A 15,070-nucleotide genomic window follows, 5' to 3' on the forward strand; every position below is an offset into this window, starting at 1 on the left:
TGGCATTGAGCAACTTCGGGCAAGCGGCGGCTCAATACATCCCTGACATCGCCAATATCCTCAAGGATGAAAAGGTTAACTCATCTGTTCGTGGCAGTGCAGCAGTGGCATTGAGCAACTTCGGGCAAGCGGCGGCTCAATACATCCCTGACATCGCCAATATCCTCAAGGATGAAAAGGTTAACTCATCTGTTCGTGGCGGTGTGGCAGAGGCATTGAGCAAGTTCGGGCAAGCGGCGGCTCAATACATCCCGGAAATCCTCAAATTCCTCAAGGATGAAAAGGTTGACAAGTATGTTCGTCGCAGTGCGGCAGAGGCATTGAGCAACTTCGGGCAAGCGGCGGCTCAATACATCCCGGAAATCCTCAAATTCCTCAAGGATGAAAAGGTTGACTCAAATGTTCGTGGCAGTGCGGCAGTGGCATTAGCGAATATCAAAAAACTGGAGTTAAAGGAGGTTGTTGTAATTCTAAATAATATTTATGAGCCTGGGAATTCAGAATACTTAAATTGGCGTTTTCTAACCTATTTCCTGGGCGGTGGCACTGAGGAAGTGAAAACTTTATTGAAATGGCTCGGCTCTCCTCAAGCAACTCCTGACAAACTCACACATAATGAAGGCATCAAAACCCTCAATCTATTTTTGCAAACTTGGAATAATAGCCAAGGACTAGAACGCTTACGCAGCGACTTAGCCAAGCAAATTTCCGAAGTTGCCGCTAACAAAAACGTTTTTTGGAAATGGCAAGATATTAATTTACTGCAAAGCCATTACAGCAACCTTAAAAAAGTCTACCCCACTGATGCGAATGCGGTGCAGTTAGTAATTAATAATCTGGAATATTGGCAGTGGTTTTTCAAAGCCAGAAACATTATCATCATTCACATTGCCTTTTGGCTTGCCCTGATCTTTGCCTACCCCAAATTTCCCCAAGTCCAAGCCATCTTCTTCTGGAACCCTTGGGTACGCCGAATCTTAGGCGTCGGCTACGTCGGCTTTCTCCTCACCTGGTTTCCCCCCTTCCGACGCAAATTATTTGAACCATTCAAACCTTCCCTATTAGCCGATGCCGGCTTAGATAATTTTTATGACCAATCATACTTCCCAGAATCTCAAGTCAAAGTTCCCACTTCAGGAGACATCCTGCCAATTACCAAAGCATTACCCAGTATTCAAGGACAAATTATCTTAGAAGGAGATTCCGGCTTAGGCAAGTCGATGTTTCTGCGTCATCTGTTGAAAAACTCCCAGCGCATAGTCGTTTATCTCCCCGCCCAAAAGTGTCATAAAGGCGTAATTGAAGCCATCCAAGACAAGCTACACGGCCAAGCCCAAGATGCCGACTTCCTAAAAAACCTAATTTACAGTGGTGCAATTGACATCTGCATCGACGGACTCAACGAAGTCACCGCCGAAACACGCGCCAAAATCTGCCAGTTTGTCGAAAGCTATTTCCGGGGCAACATTATTATGACTACCCAGCCCCTAGAGTGGACACCCCCCTCAACAGCCAAGAAATATAAATTGCAGCCCCTTGAACAACAACAAATTCAAGAGTTTTTGATATCCCGTCAGCCGCGACTCCCCCAAGATGCCCAAGTTCAAGGTGCTGATTACGCCAAAGCCTGCACCGATTATTTAACAGAAGTCTTCCAACAACAAGCCAAAGAAGAGTTAGATGCTGTTTGCCGAACTCTTTCCAATCCAATGGATCTAACTGTGGTAGCGCTGATGTTATCACAAGGCAAACATCCAAACTTGTTTCGCCTGCAAGAACAGCAATACAATTTAATGGCGGCAGAATACCTGAAAGAATGGAATCAAGAATTTCCCTTGAAGAAATTTTCAGCCGCCGTCTACCAAATGCGACTTGAAGATAAAGAAGCTTTACCCGCAGACGAATTTTTCCAAGTTGCCATATCTTTGTCAGACGAGAAATACAAAATGGTAGTCAGCCGTCAGTGGCAAGATAAAAAAGGCGAAGCCCAGAAAGAATGGTGTTTCCGCCACGATAAAATCATGGATTTCTTTTTGGTGCAAAACTTTCTGGGCGAAACTGATGCCGCCGAAGGACTATTAGTTGATAGAATGGGCGACCCCCGATTTCGTGGCGTTTATTTCTTGCTAGCAACCTTACTTGAGATAGATGCAGCCAAAAAACTGCGGGAAGAATTGATTCAATACGCGGCGGATATTAAAGACAACACGGTGAGTAATACCTTTGTGCAGTTGCTACGAACAAGATAATCCGTAATTCGTAATTTCAGAGCAAAGTAAGAAAGTTAAATCCCAATACAGTTCAAATGAGCAACAAAACCCTCATGTAGAGACGCGATTTATCGCGTCTTCTTTATTTGTGTAATCGCGTTTACGCAGTGTACCGCAAGCAATTCCATTCGCCTTGGCTCTAAGTGCGATCTCCCTTTCATGGCTATGATCGAATAAACTTCCGGGCTAGCTGGAATGTTGAATAGTTAGGAGTTAATCTGAGAAATGCCTAACCCGCTATACGATCAAGATTTACAATTATGGATTGAGCAGACCATTCAACAGTTAAAAAATCATGAATTTGAGGCTTTGGATATTGAGCATTTGATTGAAGAGCTAGTTGATTTGGGTAAGGCAGAGAAAAATACGCTCAAAAGCAATCTGACAATTTTGCTGGCGCATTTACTCAAATTACGGCTTGGGTATGATGTACCCGATAGCATGAAAGTCAGCTGGTATAGCTCAATATTGGAACATCGTCAGCGAGTTCTGAATAATTTGGCAGATACTCCTTCTCTAAAAAGTTTTCTAACAAAGGCAGTGGAAAAAGCCTACCCAGATGCTCGAAAGCTAGGGATTAAGGAAGGTAAGCTAGCTAAGTTTGGGATTCGGATACCGGAAGAAAGTGAGTATCCCACCGTTTGTCCTTTTTCGATTGAGCAGATTTCAGATGAGGATTTTTACGGACTGTAGAGGATTGCTCCTGCTGTCATATTGCTTTACATCTAAATGGATAGACAGCTTGACCAAAAGGTTCTACAATCTGACTGATTGCGGTAAATTTACCTATTGCCCAATCCATATAAGCATAGTAAAGATTTTCTAGTGATTCCGTTTGATTGCAGAAGCACTAAATTAGTATAGGAAAGTCTTTGAGTAAAGGGCAGCAGACAAATGGATGTAAAGCTGATTCTAGCTGGATTAACAGTTATATTTACGCTTTCGTGCTTATTTTTTGGCACGAAAAACGGATTCTATGATTCAGATAACTATCACGGCAATGGCTCCGCACATTGAGATAAATCTGTGGACGCTCAATCGACTTCCCGGAGGGTGAGTTGGCTAAGAGCGCTCAAAACTTGTAAAGGGAAAAGAAACCAGGGGCAAACTGCTTGAGCTACTAGTTTGATGGCTTCTCGTTAGCCCATCTTTCCGAACCAGTGCGGGTTCGGTGCAGGCGTCCTCCCCAATCAAAAATCTGTATTCTCAGGGTGTAGGGGCGCACGATAAAACTTACCCCTAAGTCACAAAACCAAAATTTGTGTAACTTTTGGCTTTTGGGATATGTCCATGATGATGAGGTTTGAGGGGAGGAGAGCATGAGGGATAATCTGTCGGCATCCTCTCGCGTAGATGCAGAAGCGGGTATTGAATTAGAATGTTTGCCCTACAGTGTCCAGCATGATAATGAGGGCGTATGTTTACTGGTGAAAATGGGCCCACACCGCATCCTCTTGGACTGTGGTTTGGAGGATATTTCATCGCTGGCTAAGGGGCTTACTAAGTCGGTACGTGAAACTAGTTCGCCCCTACCAGCAGATTTAGTTTTGATTAGTCATGCCCACCCAGATCACGCCAAAGGCTTACTGGCGCTGCATAAAGCTTTTCCAAAGTTACCTATTTATGGTAGTGAGGTGACTAGCAAGTTACTACCGCTGAATTGGGTAGACGAAGATCCAAAGGAAATTTCCCAATTTTGTCATGCCTTACCATTGCGATCGCCTGTGGAATTCCAAGATGGTTTGGTGGCAGAACTATTTCCCGCAGGGCATTTACCAGGGGCAGTGGCAATTCTCCTGACCTATACCACCCAGCAGCGTACTTACAAACTACTGTATACAGGGGACTTTTTCTTATCGAACTCCCGATTAGTAGAAGGTTTGCGTTTAGAGGAACTGCGGGGTTTAGACTTGGATGTACTAATCATTGAAGGTACTTATGGCACATCCCGTCATCCCCATCGCCGCAACCAAGAAAATCAATTAGCCGAGCGAATTAATCGAGCGATCGCTGACAATTGTTCTGTCATTCTTCCCACCCCGGCTTTAGGATTAGGTCAAGAATTATTAATGCTCTTGCGATCACATCACCACTTCACCGGCCGAGATTTAGATATCTGGGTAGATGGTGCTGTCGCCACTGGATGTGATGCATACCTCGAACTGCTATCCCATCTCCCCCCATCGGTACAGAACTTCGCCCGCCATCAACCCTTGTTTTGGGATGAACGGGTACGTCCCCGCGTGCGTCGTTTACAACCAGAACATCGTTCCAGTGTAGGTAAGTCACCTTGTATTGTCCTCACTGACTCGACATCTGATTTAGGTGAACACTGCCAATTAGACACCGGCCCTTGGCTGATTCTTCTACCAGAAAAAATTGATATAAAAGTTAACAAAGAATATTTAGCGCCCACCACTCTTGAAACTTATCTCTTAGCTCAACATAGTGATGGCCCTGGTACTACGCAGCTAATTCATAATTTGCGACCCCAGCACGTCATTTTTGTCCACGGTTCCCCTGCCTACTTGGCAGACCTGACTAGTTTAGAAGAGTTGCAAAACCGCTACCATGTACATTCCCCTGCGGCAGATACCTTAGTAGAACTGCCTATCGGCGATACATTTTTACAACCGGCAGCACCTGAAACTAACTACGAAGGCGAACTGACAGAGTTAGGAACAGTAATCACAATCACCCTACCGAATGTAATTACTGCCGATCCGCGTTGGCGGCAATTTGCCGATACTGGTTTAATCGAAGCTCGTTGGCAAGGGGAAGAACTAGTATTAAGGGGATTGTCTCAACGAGAACTGCTCAACCAAAATAGCGATCGCTATACATGGGCCGATGTCGACTGTTGTGGTACTTGCCGACATCAAAGGGGGCAGCGGTGTTGGAACCCAGCTTCCCCATTGTATAACTTTAAGGTAACTCTCGAAGGTTACTGTCCTGCCTTTGAAGGCTTATCTAATCCTGAGTCCTGAATGCTTAATGCTGAGTTAGGATTTGTTACTCAGCACTCAGCACTCAGCACTGAATTATTCTGGATTCGAGTCAGTGTAACGGTTGTGGATGCGCTCTGCTTCGGGACAATCTTCAGTCATCAGAGGTTCTACATTACCGCGTGGTACTGAAGCCAATTTTTGCGTTACAGCACCAATGCTCTCGAGGCGAACCATTTCTTCCCAAGAACAAACTTCGTCCTCTTCTTCTGTTTCATAGCGTAGGGTCACTAAATCTCCCTCTATGTCTATGATGCGGGCGCGTTCAATCCAGCGTTGCTGGTCCCGCAAGAAAACACATACCTCGCGCCCATCGCAACACAGTTGATAAATCTTGCGGTGTAGCATGTACTGTTTCTGCCTTTTTAAACAACGTAGTTAAACCTGTCAAAATCTGGGTTCTACCCCATTACATTACACCTTTAAGAGGTTAATTTCACTGTTCAGAACAAGTACGCTTCATAACCCAATCCCAAGATTTGCTTCTAGTTATCAAAATATCAGGATAATGTTGAGTCATAAATCAATGCTTGCTCTAGCAATGAACTCAATCTCCCTCCGGCTTATTCTAGGGAATGTCTGCTTCTATAGAAGTCAAACAATTCGGTACCTGTCCTAACCAGGTTTATATTTGTTGGTGAGTCATTATTACCATTATGTAATAAAGAATACTCCAAAACAATCGTTGATTGCGGTTGTTTAACTTGCCTACTTTTAATCATTGGCATTACTGGGAAGTCCGGGGACTTGGTTTTACTTTTACCCACTTGTATCTGATCTTAACTCATTCTCTTGCTGACCTTAATGCTTTTCAACAACAACACTCAAAACTATTTGAGTTTTTTAGGTTTTTGGCTGAAAAAAAGCAATAGCGTAAGGGAAGAGGTAGAGGGGAAAGACCATGAGAAAATTCTACTCCAGAAGTCTCAGGAGGATTTATATGGTAAGGGAAATTCTATAAGCACGTTCGACGAGGATGCTTCTCGTTTAATTTTTCCAGCGCGAACTGCATCGTATAGGGCTGCAAGGTCTGGCAAATCCTCTGACTGATAGCATTTAGTGGCTAGCACCTGCTGGAGTAAACCTTCAGATTCAACACTAAGATATCCAGTTTGGAAAGCAGATGCAATAATTGTGCGAATCATCTTGATTAGGGCAGAGTGAGCAAGTTATTAGGTCTAGTGTGGAACATTTTTCTCTGTTACTAATTGATATGAAACATTAATACTGTGTGATTAGTATTACGCTCAATCAGTGATTTACATCACAATATGATTTTTCGATACTCCGTCTATTAATATACAGAGAAAAAAAGGCATAGTAATTTTCAGCATCAATGTTGAGAAGCCGGATATTTTGACAAAATTAAAATACAACAATCAATTTTTTCGGCAAGCATCCACAAAATACAATCAAGCATCAGCAATCAAGCAAAAAACTGGCGGAAATCTTCATCTTTTTGACTTAATTGCACCCAGTCTAAGTTTAAAGACTGGAATTTTTGCACCAAACGATCGCAAGCCGGACGTTCGGTAGCATAATGTCCAGCATCGATTAAAATAAGATTGCGTAGGCCCAACCCGCCGTAGGCATCGCGGCTTTCTTGAAACTGATGGAATTTACAATCAGAAGTCAGATAAGCTTGGGCACCTATTTTGGCGACGGCTGAAATGTAACTAGCCCCCGAACCACCCAAAACAGCAACTCGTGAAATTGTTTGCTGTAAATCAGCAGTTGAGGAAAAAATCAAGTTAGGTGAAGCAAGTCGGGTTTGAATTGTTGCAAGTAATTCTTGTAATGTCAGAAATGGCTCTAGCAAACCAACACGACCATATCCTAATCCTGCTTGTGTAAGTTCAATGGGAGTAACTTCTTTGAGTTCTAAAATCTGAGCTAAAACGTCAGCAGTCCCATCTTGCACTTGGTCAAAATTTGTGTGAGCAGTGTAAATGCCAATATTATGGGTAAAGGCTAACCGTACCATTTCAGCGATCGCTTCACCAGTGCGTAAAGATTTGAGAGGATTAAAAATCAAGGGGTGATGGGCGAATATTAGATTAGCATTTTCAGCGATCGCTTCTTGCATTACTGCCAAAGTCGGTGTCAAACACACCAAAACCCGTGTTTCTTCCTGCAAAATTGCTGGCTCAATCTGCCAGCCACAATTATCCCAACTTTCACACCAAGCGGGATTCGCCCATGCTTCAAACCAAGTAATTAAATCAACAATTTTCATAATTATTTTCTTCAGCAATTTTTAATTGCTAATCAGCGTCTCTGTGGTTGAATATTTAATTTTAATGCTAATTGCTGGCGCATTTCCTGAAAAGGTTTGTTCCATACAGGGCTAGCATTCCAGTTCCATACTGCTACTGGAATAAGTTGTTCCTCAGCAAGATAAGTTAGCAGACGGTATTCATCTTCTGGTTCACGAGAAAAGGTGAAGGGGTTGCGGTAGCCCGTCTCACACAGTTTATAAGATACGACCTGACCATGCTTAATACGTTGTAAAAGTTCCTTACCTTTGATGAGCAAATAATCTAAAAACAACAGACTAAAAGGCTCTATATGTGCGCGTTTTTGTGGCTCTTTTTGTACCCATCTTGCCCATTCAAAACCATACATAAAATCATGAACATAACGGAAGCGTATTTCCGTTTTATTTCCGAACATCTCTGTTAGACAAACCATCTTTTCACTAAAAACCTTTAAGAAAGGAATAGCGCCCTCATCAGCATTTAAAGCCTGGTGAAGCATACTACTTACCAGAAAATCAAAATCCCAGAAGATGTTTTCTGGGAAATTTTGCAACTGAGTACTGACTATGTTTTTGATAGTTGCTTGAATGGTTGTGATAATTTGAATGTCGGTGTTTTGTTCTGCAATCAAATTTTCTAATTCTGCAAAGCTGGTAATTAATGTTTTTTGGGGATTAAGTGACAATAAATTAACAGACTGCTGGGCAAGGATTTCATCAATAAGTTGAAAAGTATGAGTTGGCGTTAGTTTTTGCTTCATAGTAATAGAAGTAGCCCAAGCAGGTTACATTAAATGTTATTTTATATTAAAATAAAAAAATTATTAAACTTATATAAATAAACTTAACTTTTAAGTTTACAAACTGACATGAGATGCTCAGTGTATCTCTAGTTAATTATCAATAAAGGAATTTTCCCATCCCAAGAGTGTAAAAATACTTAGTATAGTCTCCCAAAAGTTAAGGTTTTGGGATTATTGATTATTGACTTTGGACAAGCTACACAAAAAAATAGGACACTTGCGTAAGTCCTAATAAAATTTAACTACGGTTTCTAAATTTAAGAAATTTGCTATGCAGAAATGTGGACAACTAGTTCTCTAGAATGACTGTGTTGACGATGTTCCCAAATATAAATTCCCTGCCAAGTTCCTAATGCCAAATGACCACGATTAATAGGTATATGTTCAGAAGTATGGGTAAGTACAGTACGAATGTGTGCCGGCATATCATCGGAACCTTCGGCATCATGAATGTATTTGCCTGATTCTGGCACAAGTTTTGCCATAAAGTTAGCTAAATCGACAAGTACATCAGGATCAGCATTTTCTTGAATTACTAAACTAGCTGAAGTGTGGCGCAAAAATAAAGTACAAAGGCCAGTTTCTACTCCCGATTCTGCAACTATAGCTTCAATTTTTGCGGTGATGTTTTGAAAAGATTTGCCAGCAGTAGAAATTCTGAGTAACTTTTGGTAGTGAGTCATGTGGAATACTGAAATTAAGGTATTATAAGCATATTAAACAAATTGTTCTTGCGATCGCCACACTACTCAACCATTATCGAAATTAGGATCTGATCCAAATATCGTGTCCTTCGAGAATGTTTACTAAAAATGTTACAAAACTATATTTATTAAATTGGTAAAAAACTAATTTTTCTAATCAAAATTAATGATTTTCAGCAAAGTAAACCGTAATTATTAGAGTTACTAGTTACTGAAAATCTAACTAGTTATTATATCCTCAATAAATTATCAAAAATTATTGCATTAGCTTGACATAATGTCAATTAAACTCATCTGAAATTAAGTCTTAAATAACTAGTTATTTAAAAGGGTTAATAATTAGTTGAAGCGATGGATAAGCGAAGCTTAAGCCTTCGGTGATAGCCTCCGGTAGTCGAGTAAGCCATTGCATTCTGGCACTACAAAAACAGCGTCAATTGCCTACTATCCTTTAATGACAGCACTGTACTGAATGTGATTGACTTTAGCCTAAAGTCCAGTATAATTCAATATCTACCTATAAGATTTCTTCGCTTCAAGTGCCGACTTTGACGAGGTTTCTATGAATATATACGCCGACAGAGCAAACTATTATGATTTATTATTTCAATATATTTGCACTGACTACCACGATGAGGTCGTTAAATCTCTGTTTCCTATAATTAGAGACTCCAATAACATACTAGAGATAGGAGTAGGCACAGGTCTAGTAGCAGAAAGAGTCTTAAAACTGAAACCGAATTGTAACTTTACAGGAATTGACATTTCTAAAGAAATGTTAGATTTAGCAAAAAAGTGACTAGGAAATAAAATTAAATTAGTCGAATCTGATGTTCTTGATATGCAACTGGAAGAGAGTTTTGATCTAACTTATTCAAATAGCGGTGTTTGGTATTTTCTAGATACAAATACTGACAATGATACTGACAATGAATACTTACTATGTAGTCATATTAATAGTATTGAGAATAATGTAATGGCATTAAGGCGTGTTGCTGAACATCTCAAAATGAATGGTCTATTGGTTCTGAGTGCTCAAGGTATGCATATAGATAAGGTAGACAAATTGCCAGGAGACATAATCTATCAGGTCAAAGTTTCAAAAACAGATACAGGCATTAAGAGGCAGTATACAGTGATCAGGGAAAACAATGGTGAAATAATTAGCGATACAACTGCTGATTATTTAATTCTTGATAGCAATAAAACAAAACAATTGATGCAAGAGTCTGGATTTGAACAGATTGGTATAGAAGGGAATAAAAAACTTGGCAAAAACTTTTTCCTGTCAAAGTTTCATGTTTACCAGAAACGTTAACAAATAATTGTTTTGTCCAAAACCTGCAAACACAGCAATTTGTGAAGTTTGTTCAACGCTCAGGGCAAACGCATCTAAATAATGACGAATGGCTACGCATTAGTCATATCTTTCTTAACAAAAGAGTGAAAGTGTAGAAAGTAGATATAGCAGTAGTTTTGGTAATTGAAGTTAAGAATCGAGCAGTAGGCAATTCGGGTTAAAGCCAGGGCGAACGCATCTAAATATAGATTATAGCAACTTTTAGGATTATCTATATTATTTTGAAATCTTTTTTAGTTTTTATTAGTAAATAAGATGCGTTTGCCCTGGGGTAAGTCTTGTTAATAATTCGCCAATCTCATCTATTCTGAGGAATATTATCTACTATTTTTAGTCTGGCAATAATTGATAACAGCTTGAGCGATCGCTTCATTACCATCCTTAGCAATTGGTTGAGATTGCCTTGCCGGTTGGGGTAACTCATGCAGAAAATTCCAAGTTCCTTGAAAAAACTCAGATGGGGTGATAATTTGATGCTGATTATAATTAGTTATACCTTTTACTATAAAAGTTGCTTCGGCAAAGTCTTCACGCGGTATAGTGACAATTGGTAATCCTAGTATTGTGGCTTCCGAAAAAGTACTATAACCAGGTTTAGAGATGACTCGCCCACAAATAGGCATAAAATCTACAGGGCGGTATTTGTGGTCATTAATTTTCACTAAATTAGGTAAATCAGGGGCAGATTGATCGAATACGATAAATTGCCAATCTGGAAATCGTTGTAGGTTATTATAAGGAATTTGCTGTAAACCCAAGCCACCAAAGGTCAACAAAATAGTTTTTTCGACTGGTGCAGTTATTCTCCAAAGAGAACGTAAATCATCAGCAGAGTGACGGGGGGAACCGCCTGTTAAGCCGACATCTGTGATATTGTTAAAAGCTGGCATTGCTTCGTGGAAAGGGAGACGAAATAGGCGATCGCACTTTGAATACCAATCACTAATCCAATCTGCAACTGCGGTAAACTCGCCTCCCCAATCTCGGTAGATAAAGTCCCAGCCAAAGTTACTTATCATCCAGCAGGGAATATTTGCAGCTTTAGCAAACCCAGGAGCGAGGAAGGGAATATCTGCCAAAATAAGATTAACGCGATTTTGGCGGATAAAATTCACTTCTGAGGCAATCAGCGAATTTTGATGCTTCTTAATATCCAACAACTTTTCTAAAGTCGCTGCTTTATCCATTGTCAAACTATCTGTTTGCACCACACCCAAATCAAATGCACGAGGACGATAGATAAAATCGCCTTCTATATAGCACTCTAGCAACCAGCGTGGGGCAGTACTCACCACAATTAGCAGAACTTCTGGACATAACTTTTGAATTGTTGCAGCTACAGAAGCCGTGCGGGTAGCATGACCAAAGCCGTGGTTAGTTATTGCTAAGTATAAGATTGGGCGTTCCATTTTTAAGTTAGGAGTCATTCAATTTTGGATTTGAGACTTTAGATTGACGGAAAAATCTCAAATTGACAGATTAATGAGTGAAAATTATAATTTTCACTCACATTTATAACTTACAATTCCTAGTTTTTAATTAATTTTGCAAAAACTTTGAATCGTTTCAACCAATAAGTCAATTTCCGATTCTAAAGTAAAGTAATGGACGCTAGCGCGTATACAGCTAGGATCGGCAATTGTCCGAGTTAATATCCTTTGTGAGTCTAAAAATTGTACTAACTTCAAATGAGCTTGAGGCTGATTATTTGCAAGTTTGAAGGAGACTATACCGCTTTCTGGTGGGGAAGTTCGCAAACATTTAATATCGGATAACGCTATCAATTGTCGCCAGAGGTACTCACTGTTATGACAAATTTGCTCATAACGTTCCTGTGACGTTCCCCATTGCTGATGAATTGCGATCGCTTCCTTTAACCCAAGATACAACGGATAAGCTAATGTAGATACTTCGTATCGTCGCCCATCTGGAAGCCAATCCACAGGCTGAGATTGACTATCTACAACAATGCCATTCAAGCCAATAAACGTAGGCTTGAGGCTTTCTCGTGCTTCTGGTCGAATATACAAACCACCAGCACCCGCTGGGCCACATAACCATTTGTGACCAGTGAAAGCATAAAAATCTACTCCCAATTCAGTTAAGTTTAAAGGCAATAAACCAGCAGATTGAGCAGCATCTATTAATAGTGCAGAATGATTATTCCTACATACTTCGGCAATTTTGTCCAGAGGTAAAACTTGACCAGTATTCCAGAAAACATGACTCAAGATCACAAGACGGGTATTGGGGCGTAAGTGCCGGGCAATGATGGTTACAGGGTCGCCCTCATTTAAAGTTGCTTTTAGGGGACAAGTGGTAACTTCCACAGCAAATCTCCGCGAGATTTCTCGTGCTGTGGCAATTACGCCTGGGTGTTCGCAGTCTGAGAGTAGCAGATGGTCGCCAGCACGCCATTCGATGCCCCAGATGGCGATATTACAGCCAACAGTGACATTTTGGGTGAGAGTAATTGTTTCAGATGTTGCATGGAACTCAGAAGCGATCGCAACTCTAGCAGCTTGAGTTTGAGGTGCTATCCAGCTAAACGCCTCATTACCAAAGGGGCCTATTTGCTGAACATAAGCTTGAGTTTGGGCGATCACATCCATTGCCCTTTGGGGCATCGGCCCTTGTCCCCCATAGTTAAAATAAGCCTTATTCCCTAAAGCCGGAAATTGCTCTCGATGGTGATGCAGCTTGATTGGTGATGCAGAAATACTAGTCATAATTCACAAGAGATATCTGCTGTTTACAGGCTATTGATATTCAGACGATCCCAATCACAATGATTGAATGCTCGAATTCGTAGATAAAGTAGGGATTCTAACCCTTTCTTCAGAGTGTGACACACTTACAGATAAGACACGGCTGATGTTGTTTTGTCATGTAACCTTGTAATAATGGACAAACTGTGGTTTTTTATCACTCTCTTTTAGTTGTAATTTGGGGCAAAAGCAAATGCTTGTGCTGTTTACGCCAATAGCTAGCTGTTGACAGTATAAAATAAACGGCAAATTAAGCGTGGACGCGATTGCCACTTCCAGATTTTAATTGTCAGAGTTACTCCCAGATTCTGCTAATTCTTGTTAACTTAAAAGGATGCTAATTAATGCTGAACTCCTACTGCAATACCAACGCTGTAAACGCCGACCTTTTCTAGATATCCACGGTGACAAAAGTCAGCGCGATGCCCCCAATGAGTTGCTACGGAAACTGCAACAGGATAAAATCGCTCATCAGTTGAGTGCTTTAGCACAGATGACTTATCACCAACCAGATTATTCTTATGGAAACTGGGAAAAGGGAGAGAAAGCAACTTTAGAATTGATGCAGCGTGGGGTTGAATACATCTATAAAGGAGTACTGTTAGCAAATTATTCTGAAGCAGACACCCTGCTAAGTCGTCCAGATTTACTCGTGAAACAACCAGGACAATCCCATTTTGGAGATTGGATCTATGTCCCAGCTAGTATTGAACTGGGTAAGCGCCCTAAGCAAGAATATCAGGTTGTCGCTGCATTTCATGCCCAAGTGTTGGCAACAGTGCAGGGAGTTGCACCTGAAACAGCTTCGCTCATCTTGCGCACCAAAAATACAAATTATGCAGTGGATCTGTGCAAATGGACACCACGAATGCAGCAGATTTTGGATGAGTTTATTCAAGTTTTAGAGTTAACGAATCCGCCAGAGGTGTTTATCTCTCGCCAAAAGTGTAATTTTTGCCATTGGTATAGTGAATGTTATGCGATCGCTCAATCTGAAAAACATCTCTCACTGCTACCAGGTGTAACACCCCTGCGCTACACTCAACTCCAAGCCTTAGACATTAACACGCTGGAATCTCTCGCTAATACCAGTCCCAGCAGCTTAGAAAATCTACTTGGTTTTGACAGCGAAGTAGCGCCCAAATTGGTAGTACAAGCTCAATCTTCACTAGAAAAACGACCGTTAACTTTACCCTACCCGCTACCAACAAAAGATATTACATTCACAGCGCCTATAGAGCTTTATTTTGATATTGAAGCCCAGCCAGACTTAGATTTAGATTATCTCTTAGGGGTTTTGGTCGTTAATAGACAAGCTAATACAGAACAATTTTATTCCTTTTTAGCAGACAAACCAGAAGACGAAGAATTAGTTTGGCAGCAATTTTTGGATTTGGTTTGGCAATATCCCGAAGCGCCAATTTATCATTTTTGTGTCTACGAGTTTGATACAGTCAAACGATTGGCAAAACTTTACGGCACTCCACACTCCTTAGTGCGTCCTGTACTGAATCGGTTTGTCGATGTGTATGAACAATTAACCCAAAGTGTAGCATTGCCCGTAGAAAGCTATGCCTTGAAAGCGATCGCTCGTTGGATAGGATTTGAGTGGCGTGATAAAGAAGCCAGTGGTGCCAAGTGTATTTACTGGTACGATCAATGGTTAGAAACAGGCGATCGCACCTTACTAGAAATTATCCAACACTACAACGAAGATGACTGCCGCGCCACTCATAAAGTCAAAGATTGGCTTGTCAACTTTTTCCAAAATGAATATGATTTACAATTAGCTTAAATAATTTATTATTTTTTAAAGGTTTTCAAATTAAAAATACGTCTTGGAAAGTCTAAGTAAAGGAAACATCTGCTCAGGCTTACCACAAAGTTAAAAAGCATGATTTAT

13 protein-coding genes are annotated in these 15,070 nt (G+C 40.8%); 6 read left to right on the forward strand and 7 right to left on the reverse strand.

The features are described from left to right. The 3 genes from V7K60_RS12245 to V7K60_RS12255 form a co-directional block, all read left to right on the forward strand. The coding region (locus V7K60_RS12245; RefSeq protein ID WP_334925832.1) for a HEAT repeat domain-containing protein at positions 1 to 2,249 on the forward strand (2,249 nt) is incomplete at its 5' end. A gap of 246 nt (positions 2,250 to 2,495) precedes the next feature. After that, complete coding sequence (locus tag V7K60_RS12250; RefSeq protein ID WP_334925834.1) at positions 2,496 to 2,963, forward strand: DUF29 domain-containing protein; 468 nt, start codon at positions 2,496 to 2,498, stop codon at positions 2,961 to 2,963. A gap of 626 nt (positions 2,964 to 3,589) precedes the next feature. After that, on the forward strand, positions 3,590 to 5,257 hold the full coding sequence (locus V7K60_RS12255; RefSeq protein WP_334925836.1) for an MBL fold metallo-hydrolase: 1,668 nt from the start codon (positions 3,590 to 3,592) through the stop codon (positions 5,255 to 5,257). A gap of 54 nt (positions 5,258 to 5,311) precedes the next feature. On the opposite strand, the gene V7K60_RS12260 is transcribed toward V7K60_RS12255, so the two are convergent. The 5 genes from V7K60_RS12260 to V7K60_RS12280 all read right to left on the reverse strand — a co-directional run bounded on the left by V7K60_RS12260 (position 5,312) and on the right by V7K60_RS12280 (position 9,018). Then, positions 5,312 to 5,623 (reverse strand): DUF6679 family protein, encoded by a 312-nt coding sequence (locus V7K60_RS12260; RefSeq protein WP_012408115.1) that lies wholly within the window; start codon positions 5,621 to 5,623, stop codon positions 5,312 to 5,314. Between the two features lie 578 nt (positions 5,624 to 6,201). Beyond that, complete coding sequence (locus V7K60_RS12265) at positions 6,202 to 6,420, reverse strand: hypothetical protein (RefSeq protein ID WP_292872416.1); 219 nt, start codon at positions 6,418 to 6,420, stop codon at positions 6,202 to 6,204. A 281-nt stretch (positions 6,421 to 6,701) separates the two neighbouring features. Next, positions 6,702 to 7,511, reverse strand: coding sequence for a Nif3-like dinuclear metal center hexameric protein (locus tag V7K60_RS12270; protein WP_334925838.1), 810 nt, complete (start codon positions 7,509 to 7,511; stop codon positions 6,702 to 6,704). 32 nt (positions 7,512 to 7,543) lie between these two features. After that, entirely contained in the window at positions 7,544 to 8,293 is a 750-nt protein-coding gene (locus tag V7K60_RS12275; protein WP_334925840.1) for a hypothetical protein, read from the reverse strand. A 311-nt stretch (positions 8,294 to 8,604) separates the two neighbouring features. Continuing rightward, the gene (locus V7K60_RS12280; protein WP_334925842.1) at positions 8,605 to 9,018 is read right to left on the reverse strand and encodes a secondary thiamine-phosphate synthase enzyme YjbQ; all 414 of its coding nucleotides are present in this window, start codon (positions 9,016 to 9,018) and stop codon (positions 8,605 to 8,607) included. A gap of 583 nt (positions 9,019 to 9,601) precedes the next feature. Between V7K60_RS12280 and V7K60_RS35225 the strand changes: the two genes are divergently transcribed. Both V7K60_RS35225 and V7K60_RS12285 read left to right on the forward strand, forming a co-directional pair. Continuing rightward, on the forward strand, positions 9,602 to 9,838 hold the full coding sequence (locus V7K60_RS35225) for a class I SAM-dependent methyltransferase (protein ID WP_442944387.1): 237 nt from the start codon (positions 9,602 to 9,604) through the stop codon (positions 9,836 to 9,838). A 42-nt stretch (positions 9,839 to 9,880) separates the two neighbouring features. Beyond that, positions 9,881 to 10,357: a hypothetical protein gene (locus V7K60_RS12285; protein WP_334925843.1), complete on the forward strand. Its 477-nt coding sequence runs from the start codon at positions 9,881 to 9,883 to the stop codon at positions 10,355 to 10,357. A 359-nt stretch (positions 10,358 to 10,716) separates the two neighbouring features. On the opposite strand, the gene V7K60_RS12290 is transcribed toward V7K60_RS12285, so the two are convergent. Continuing rightward, positions 10,717 to 11,808, reverse strand: a complete 1,092-nt coding sequence (locus tag V7K60_RS12290) for a glycosyl transferase (protein WP_334925845.1) — start codon at positions 11,806 to 11,808, stop codon at positions 10,717 to 10,719. Positions 11,809 to 11,934: 126 nt separating this feature from the next. After that, positions 11,935 to 13,128 (reverse strand): aminotransferase class V-fold PLP-dependent enzyme, encoded by a 1,194-nt coding sequence (locus V7K60_RS12295; protein WP_334925847.1) that lies wholly within the window; start codon positions 13,126 to 13,128, stop codon positions 11,935 to 11,937. Between the two features lie 373 nt (positions 13,129 to 13,501). On the opposite strand from V7K60_RS12295, the gene V7K60_RS12300 reads away from it, so the two are divergent. Further along, on the forward strand, positions 13,502 to 14,962 hold the full coding sequence (locus tag V7K60_RS12300) for a TM0106 family RecB-like putative nuclease (protein ID WP_334925849.1): 1,461 nt from the start codon (positions 13,502 to 13,504) through the stop codon (positions 14,960 to 14,962). The last annotated feature ends 108 nt before the right edge of the window (positions 14,963 to 15,070 follow it).

The organism is Nostoc sp. (assembly GCF_036917555.1).
Lineage (GTDB): Bacteria > Cyanobacteriota > Cyanobacteriia > Cyanobacteriales > Nostocaceae > Nostoc.